Here is a 4,799-nt window from a genome sequence, read left to right as displayed (position 1 = left end):
GTCCCCGCCCCGTCGGTGCGGCTGGTCATCCGACCCGACGCGTCATAACCAAACGTGGAACTCCCCGCCGGCCCCGCACTCCCGACCGGCAGATCCCGATCGTTATAGGTCAACGACTGGGTGCCCGAGGGATGGTTCACCGACGTGACCCGACCGATCAGGTCATAGCCCACCGACCGCGACGCCGCCGCCGCACCCCCACCCGAACCAGACTCGGCGGTCAACCGACCCAACGCGTCAAACGTCCGCGCCCGGGTCACCCCACCCGGCGCCAGCACACTGACCGGCAACCCGCCGGCGTCATAGGAGGTCTGCCAGGTCCGATCCGCCGTCGCGGGAAACGCCGTCGTGGACGGTTCGATCGTCTTCTCGACCAAACCCAGACTGTTGACCGTCGTCACCGTTGCCCGACCATTACCGTCGGTCAGCCGGGTCCGATGCCCCGCCGCGTCATACCCCGCCGACGTGGTAATCGAGGTGGACGCGGTGACCGGCTCCACCAGGCTGCGCAGCTGATCGAGCGCATCGACGCTGCGGGTCGTGGTCCACCCGTTCCCGTCCGTGTTCGACGTGGCATTCCCGGCCGCGTCATAGCCCACCGTCGCCGACCGCAACTGCGTATTCGACGGGGAGAACTGCGCCACCGCGGTCCGCCGGCCGGCCCGATCATAAGTCGACCGGGTCACCCGACCCAACGGATCCGTCACCGACGCAACCCGACCGGCCAGATCATAGGTAGAGACCGTCAACTTCCCCAGCTCGTCGCGGGCCTGCAGCAACCCGCCGGCCGCGTCATACACCCCCGTCCACGCCGCCTGCGACCCACTGTTCGCCGGCCGGATCACCCGGGTGACGTTCCCCGCATCATCATGATCGGTGTAGGTGGTGAACGTACCCTGCGGGGACCGCTCCGTCGCCGTGGCCGCCCACACCCGATCCAGATCGTCATAGGCCAGGAACGTCCACACCCCGACCGCGTTCACCGACGACGTCACATTCCCGGCGTCGTCATAACCCAGCCGGCTCACCCCCGCCGCCGACGCCCCCGCCACCAACGGTTCGGTCACCGCCACCGGCCGATTCCGCCGGTCATACACCGTCGTCGCGGTCTTCCCCCGCGTATTCACATGCGTCAGCACATTGCCGTTACGGTCATAGGTCCACGACTCAACCGGGGTCAGCGCACTACCACCCGGCGGGGTGTAGACGGGATAGCTCACCTGCGTCGGACGACCCAACCGGTCGAAGCTACGAGTCGTGACCAACCCGCGGGCATCCCGGGAGTGCGTGACCTCCCCGAACGTGTCATAGCCGATATCAATGGTCGGCCGGCTACTGCTCGCCGCCGCCCCGTTCTCCTCCACCAACACCGACGGCGCCTTCACCTGCGTCCGCCGCCCGGCCGCATCCACGCTGCTGGTCGTCAGATAGGCCGGGTCCGGCGCACCACCGGCCACATACCCCCGCGGATCCGCACTCCCCGTCACGAACCCCCGCTGATCCCGCAACATGGTCGTCACGAACGTCGCCGACCCGTCCCCGAACACCGTCGCCGACGTCGGCCGCGACGCACTGTCAAAGCCGGTATCGACCCGCCCGGTCGTGCCGGTCCCCGCCGCCCCGCTCACCACCGACGTCACATCATCATTCGCGTCGTAGGTGACATCAGCGGTCCGCGCCACCCCGGCCGGATCCACCGTCGTGCGCGTCGTCCGCCCGGCCGCGTCCACCGCCGCGGTCACCGTCAACCGGCCGCCCCCGGTCGTCCCCGACGTCAGATGCCCCGCCCCGTCAAAGCTCCGATCCGCCAGCACAACATCACGGGCGCCCGAGGTGGACAGCACCCCGTTCACGGTGTCCGGCGGCCGATAGCCCACCAAAATGTCCTGCCGCGGCAGATCATCCAACCAGTAGGTGTGCGTCGTCGTCCGCCCCAACGCGTCGGTCACACTCGCCAACCGGCCCGCCGGATCATAAGCCCGGGACTCGACCAGCACATCCCGCGGCGTCGACCCCGCCACCGGATCATCCACAAAGTTCTTCACCGTGGTGGTCGCCAGCAGATTCTTCGCCGTATACGTGAACGCGGTCACCGTGCCCTGCGGATCCGTGGCCGTCGCGACATTCCCGTCGCCGTCATAGCTCCGCCCGACCGTCGCGGCCTCCGCCGCCCCCGCCGCCCCGGTCGTCGCCGTCACCCGATCGTCGTTGTCATAGGCATACGTCGTCGTCCGCGCCATATCCCCACCGGTGGCATCCGAGACCACCGTCTGGGCCAGGTTCTCGTTCAGGTCATAGCTGTGCACGGTCACCCGGGTGTGCGTCACCCCCGAGATCGGATTGACCACGGCGGGTTCGCTGACCTGCGCAACCCGCGACAACTTGTCGTAGCCGACCGTCGTCGTCAGCCCCGACGGGAAGCTGTCGGAGGTTTCCTTGACGCTGACCTGCCGGCCCACCTCGTCGTAGGTGTAGTCATGAGCCAACCCGACCGGATCGACATCCCGGCGCAGATCCCCCTTACTGTCATAGGAGAAACTGGTCGTCTTGCCCCGCCGGTCCGTCGTCGACAGCAGCACATCGCGGGGCACCGTCCCACCCCCGGTCGCCGCCTCCGCACCGGTCGCATACACCCACGACGTGGTCCGCCCGGACGGGAAATCCGCCGTGACCGGCGTCTTCTTCGCGACCAGATCCCCCAGCGCACTATAGGTGTACGTCGTCGCATAGGTATTATCCGTCGCCGAGGTCGACCGGCCATCCCGCGACACCGTCATCACATCATTACGGGGATCCCCCGGCGCACCCAGAAAATAGCTGTAATAGCCGGTATTCGTCTGCGGCGTCCCGTTGACGACCGTCCGCACCGTCGTACGGACCAGAATGTTCCCCCGATTATCGGTCTGGAGGGTGAGCACATTGTCGTTCTCATCGATCACCTGCGACAGGAAACCCCGATCGTTATAGGCGAACCGCCGGTTCCCCGTCCCATCCCGATGCGAAACCAACTGCCCCAGGGTGTACTCCCAATCCTCGGCATGCCCCCGCGGATCGGTCACCCGCACAATCACCGTCGGACTCGTACTGAGCACCGCATAGATGGTGCGGTTAGCCAGCCCGTCCTCCCGCCACGCCACCGTCCCATCCAGGTTGTACCCGATCGTCTCCGCGATGTTCCCCCGCGGCAACGTCGTCTGCCCCAACATCCCGTTATACGCATACGCATAGCTCGTCGGCGTCGACGACCGCGGCGACACCACACTCGTCAAATTGCTGCCCGAATAGCCATACGACCAGACCAGCGGCCCACCCGCGGCAGCCACCGTCCCCGTCGCGACCTGACTGACATGCCCCGCCGACCAGGCGAACGCCAACGCCCGCCCCGTCGTGACATTCAACGCCTGCGTCAACCGGCTATTCGCGTCATAGGACAACGCCAGCGCCCGGCCCGCGACATCAGTCACCCTGGTCAACCGGCCATCCGAGCGGAACGCCGACACCGTCCCGGTCTTGTCCTGCAGCACCACCGCCGCGGTGAACACCACATCATCGACCCGACCCGACCCCGTCCCCTCACCATACGGCCCCGCCCGGGTCCCGAACAGCACCGCCGGATCGGTCACCGACAGAATCTGCGACCCGTTCCGCAACACAACAATCGACGGCCCGCTGGTCACCACCGTCACCGTGTCCGACGTCGTGCAACACGCACCCGACGCGTCCGCAACCGTCGTGTCAACCCCACCCACCCGTTTGATCAACCGCCATTTACTCGACGACGGCACCGCCACCAACCGCCAGAAATTCGCCGTATCCGCGACCCGGAACGCCAACCCCATGTTCGCCTGCGTCACCGGCTCGGTGAAACTAAACGACCCGTCCGCCGCCGCCGCCGTCACCAGCAGGTTCGCACTCCCCGCCGCCGCCGCCAGATACGCCCGGTTGGCGTCAATCCCCCACGTGCCGGCCAGCGGCGTCCACACCGCCCCGTTATCCGTCGCCCCGGCGCTGGTCGCCGAGTTCGCCCGGGTGAACGAATCCCGCTGCTGATCATCCAGGATGGCGAACGACCCGACCCGCCCCACACCCGTGCCGAGCGCATACACCCCGGCCCGCGTCGCACTCTGGAAACTGCTACTGCTCGCAGTCGCCACCACCCGGTCGTTCCGCGACACCGCGATCGACGACCCCGCCGTACTCACCGCGAACACATCCCCCGCCGCACAACACCCGCCCGCCGCGGTCGCCACCACCGTGTCCACCCCGGCGACCCGCCGGGCCAGCACCAGCTGACCCGCCGACGGCTTGCCATACACCATCCACATGTTGTCCGCGTCCTGCACCCGAAACGCCACCCCCACCCCGTCCTGCGCGACCGGCAGGGTGAACCGCACCGTCCCGTCCGACCCGGCCGGCAACACCGCCACACTCCGCCCGGCACCGGCCGCCACCAGATAGGCGTCGTTCCCCGCTATCCCCCACGTACCGGCCAGCACCTGCCAGCCCTCCCCGGTATCCGCCGTCCCCAACGACACCGCCGAATCCACCCCGGTAAACGACGCCACCCGCGGCGACGGCCCCCACAGCGACGAGTAATAGCCCAACGCCGGTTCAAACGACCCATCCGGATTCCGACCGAACCGCGACACCCGCCCATCGGCATAGCGGACCGCGATATTCCCCTCCCCCGCCAGATCCGGCGCGATCCCCACGTCATACGGACTCGACCAGCCCACCCCGAACAGACCATCGGCCGGATTCCGGTTGTTATACGTCCGGGTCACCCCCAACGCCGGGCC

The 4,799-nt window shown here is 67.9% G+C and carries 1 protein-coding gene; it reads right to left on the bottom strand.

Features of this window, described 5'->3' with window-relative positions; all coding sequences use genetic code 11:
* Nucleotides 1-4,799, bottom strand: a 4,799-nt coding sequence (locus tag U9978_RS23715; RefSeq protein ID WP_322763367.1) for a DUF6531 domain-containing protein, incomplete at both ends; no start/stop codon positions are given.

This window comes from Protofrankia sp. Cr2 (assembly GCF_963555885.1).
GTDB lineage: Bacteria > Actinomycetota > Actinomycetes > Frankiales > Frankiaceae > Protofrankia.
This window is presented reverse-complemented; position numbering and strand designations above follow the sequence as displayed.